The 4,202-nt window shown below is 68.6% G+C and carries 2 protein-coding genes; both read left to right on the top strand.

The features are described from left to right. The first annotated feature begins 112 nt into the window (after window positions 1-112). Window positions 113-2,734, top strand: a complete 2,622-nt coding sequence (locus ABT106_RS31260; RefSeq protein WP_351284252.1) for a type I polyketide synthase — start codon at window positions 113-115, stop codon at window positions 2,732-2,734. Next, on the top strand, window positions 2,731-4,202 hold a 1,472-nt coding region (locus tag ABT106_RS31255; protein WP_351284249.1), incomplete at its 3' end, for a type I polyketide synthase. The genes ABT106_RS31260 and ABT106_RS31255, both read left to right, overlap by 4 nt.

Here is a 4,202-nt window from a genome sequence, read left to right as displayed (position 1 = left end):
AGGCACCAACCCCAACTGGAACACCTACTACCAACACACCAACCCCCACACCACACCCCTCCCCACCTACCCCTTCCAACACCACCACTACTGGCCCCGTGAGAGGGCGACACTGAGCCGCGGTGATTCCTCCAGGCACCCGCTGCTGACCTCCGTGGTGCGGCTGGCGGACAGTGACGCGGCCGTCCTCGAGGGCAAGCTGTCGCTGGTGTCTCAGCCCTGGCTCGCCGACCACGCGGTGATGGGCAAGGTCCTCTTCCCTGCCACAGGGTTCGTCGAACTGCTCCTGCACGCCGCTCAGCTCACCGGGCTGCAGTCCTTCGACGAACTCACGCTGGAGCGCCCGCTGGTGCTGCCGGAGACCGGTGCGGTCCGGATTCAGCTCGCCGTGGCGGCACCTGATGACACGGGCCGCCGGACGGTGGCCGTCCATTCGCAGCTCGACGGGGACGACTCCGAGTGGCATCGGAACGCGACGGCCACGCTCGGTACGGCCCATGCCACCGGCCGCCCCTTGAAGACCTGGCCGCCGACGGACTCCGTACCGGTCGCGTTGGACGCCATCTACGAGGAGTTCGCGGCGGCGGGGCTCGACTACGGTCCGTTCTTCCAAGGACTGCGGTCGGCGTGGAAGGCCGGCGAGGACGTCTTCGTAGAGGTCGGGCTGCCAGACGGTGCGGACGCCGATGGTTTCGGAATGCATCCCGGTCTCCTGGACTCCGTGCTCCACGGGGTCGGTGCGGGACGGCTTTGCGGCGAGGAGGGCCCGGCACGGCTCCCGTTCTCCTGGCACGGCGTCACCCTGCATGCGACCGGTTCCCCGGTGCTGCGCGCCCGGCTCTCACCCGCCGGTACGGATGCGATCAGCCTGCACGTCGCCGACGCGGCGGGAGATCCGGTCGCGACGGTCGAGCGCCTGGTGATGCGCGCGGTCTCGCGTGAGCAGATCGCCGGTGCTGCGCCGCGTTCGCTGTACGAGATGTCCTGGCTTCCTCTCCCGGCCTCCCGAAAGTCTGACGGCCTGATCCTGGCGATGCACGGTGCTTCCGATCAGGAAGGCGCCACGCACGTCATCCTCCGGGCCGACCACGGCCAGTCGCCGGACGCCGCTGCCGCGCTGGCCGCTTCCGCGGCGGTACTCGAACACGTACGGGCCTGGTCATCCGAACAGGTCCTGGTGGTCGTCACGACGAACGGTGTCGCGTGCGGCGACACGGTCCCCGCCCCGTCGGGTGCGGCGATCTGGGGGCTGGCCCGCGCGGCACAGGCCGAGCTTCCAGGACGGCTCGTGCTCGTGGACACCGACGATGACGAAGCGTCCTGGAACGCCTTGTCCGACGTACTGTCCACCGGTGAACCGCAGCTCGCGCTGCGCCGGGGGGACGCGCACGTCCCGCGTCTCGTGCCGGCGACCGGCAGCCATGAAGGTCCCGACTGGGCGGACGCGACGGTTCTCCTCACCGGAGCCTCGGGCGCGGTGGGAACGATCATCGCCCGCCATCTCGTGCATGAACACGGTGTCCGTGATCTGCGTCTGCTCAGCAGAAACGGCGACGCTGTGGATCCGACCGGCGCGGAAGGGATCGCCACCCAGGTAGCGTGCGATCTGACCGATCCTGAGCAGATCGCCCGGGCCGTCGCCCTGATTCCGACCGATGTTCCGCTCGTCATCGTCCACTGCGCGGGCGTGCTCGACGACGCGACCCTCAGTGGCCAGAGCCGTGAGCGGCTGGAGCGGACGTTCTCGCCCAAGGCCACCGCCGCTTGGCTCCTTCACTCCCTGACCGCACGCCACAACGTCACGGCGTTCGTCATGTTCTCCTCGGCCGCGGCGACCCTCGGATCTCCGGGCCAAGCCAACTATGCGGCCGCCAACGCGTATCTCGACGCCCTGGCGCACCACCGGACAGCCTCGGGCCTTCCCGGTATCAGTCTCGCGTGGGGCATGTGGAACACCGGCATGGCCGGCGCACGACGCGAGACGGACAGGGACAGACTGGCGGGTACTGGAATCGGGTTGATCAACCAGGACGACGGCACCGCGCTGTTCGACGCGGCACTGGCGGCGGGCGGCCCGTTCATCGCGCCCCTCCCGCTGAACAAGGCGGCCCTGCAACGCCGGGCGGCCGAGCAAACGCTCACGCCCGTCTTACGGAACCTGGTCCGTACACCGGCACGGGCGAGCGCCGCCGCCGCGAACGTGCCACTCGCCGAAGTGCTGCGGGGGCTGCCTGCGCACGAGCGGCGCGACCGGCTCACAGACGTCATCCGCAGCCGAATGGCGATGGTGATGGGTCACGGATCCCAGGAAGCGATCTCCATGGACAAGCCCTTCACCGATCTCGGCTTCGACTCGTTGATGGCCGTCGAGTTCCGGGGGGCCCTCGACAGCGCCACCGGGCTGCGGCTGCCCGCGACCCTGGTCTTCGACCACCCCACCCCCGCCGCCCTGTACGACCATTTGACCTCCCGCTTGCTGCCCGACGACGAGCCGGCCACTGCCGACGCCGTCTTCGCCGAGCTCGATCGACTGGAGTCCACGCTCGCGGACATGGGGCCGACGGACACCAACAGCGTTCAGATCAAGAACCGCCTACGCATGCTGCTCAGCCTGTGGGAGGACACCGGCACGAGCGAGAGCACCGGCGATGAACTCGCCGACGCGAATCTCGAGGACATGTTCGGAATCATCGACGAAGAGTTCGGCTTCTCGGACGGGGACGACGCACGGTGAACGACGAAAAGACGCTCCAGTATCTCAAGCGGTTGACCAACGAGCTGCGCGAGGCGCGGCACCAGCTGCGGTCCGTCGAGGAGCGGAACCATGAGCCGATCGCGGTCGTCGGCATGGCCTGCCGCTATCCCGGCGGCATCAGCAGCCCGGAGGAGCTGTGGCAGGTGGCCTCCGAGGGTGTGGACGCCATCGGCGGGTTCCCGCTCAACCGCGGCTGGGACCTGGACGCGCTGAGCACGGGCAAGGCCGGTAGCAGCGATACCCATCAGGGCGGCTTCCTGTACGAAGCGGCCGACTTCGATGCGGCCTTCTTCGGCATATCGCCGCGCGAGGCTCTGGCGATGGATCCTCAGCAGCGCCTGCTCCTGGAAACGGCTTGGGAGGCGGTGGAACGCTCGGGCATCCCCGCGGGCTCCCTCCAGGGGAGCCGAACCGGTGTGTTCGTCGGAGTGATGTACCACGACTACGTCTCCCGTCTGCCCAAGATCCCCGATGTCGTCGAGGGCTATCTCGGTACCGGCAACTCGGGCAGCATCGCGTCCGGCCGGCTCGCTTACACACTGGGGCTGGAAGGTCCGGCGGTCACCATCGACACCGCCTGCTCCTCCTCTCTCGTCGCCCTCCACCTCGCTGTACAGACGCTGCGCCGATCCGAATGTTCGCTGGCCCTGGTCGGCGGTGTGACCGTCATGGCGAGTCCTGCGCCGTTCATCGACTTCAGCCGGCAACAGGGACTGTCCTCCGACGGGCGGTGCAAGGCGTTCTCGGACTCCGCGGACGGCACCGGCTGGGCCGAGGGCGCCGGAATGCTTCTCGTCGAGCGGCTGTCCGACGCCCGCCGCAACGGGCACCCCGTCCTCGCGGTCATCCGGGGCTCCGCCGTCAATCAGGACGGCGCCTCCAACGGACTCACCGCGCCCAACGGTCCGTCACAGCAGCGCGTCATCCGTGACGCACTCATCGACTCCGGCCTTCGTTCCCACCAGGTCGACGCCGTCGAAGCGCACGGAACCGGCACCCGGCTCGGTGACCCCATCGAAGCCCAAGCTCTCCTCGCCACCTACGGCCAGAACCGCGACACACCCCTCTGGCTCGGATCCGTCAAATCCAACATCGGCCACACCCAAGCCGCAGCGGGTGTCGCCGGCATCATCAAAATGGTCCAGGCCATGCACCACGGCCTGCTCCCCCGCACCCTCCACATCGACGAGCCCACCACCGAAGTCGACTGGACGTCCGGAGCGGTCTCGCTGCTCACCGAAAACCAGTCCTGGCAGCCGCGAAATGAGCTGCGGCGTGCCGGTGTCTCGTCGTTCGGGTTCAGCGGCACGAACGCCCACGTCATCCTCGAAGAAGCACCAGCGGAAGACCCGGCCCCCCAACCCGCCGAACCCGCCGCCACCCCGCCGGTCATCTCCTGGCTGCTCTCCGCCAAAACACCCCAAGCACTCACCGAACAAGCCCAACG

Source organism: Streptomyces sp. NPDC002044, from assembly GCF_040296725.1.
Lineage (GTDB): Bacteria > Actinomycetota > Actinomycetes > Streptomycetales > Streptomycetaceae > Streptomyces > Streptomyces antarcticus.
Note: the sequence above shows the minus strand (reverse complement) of the source record. Positions and strands in the feature narration are given on the sequence as shown.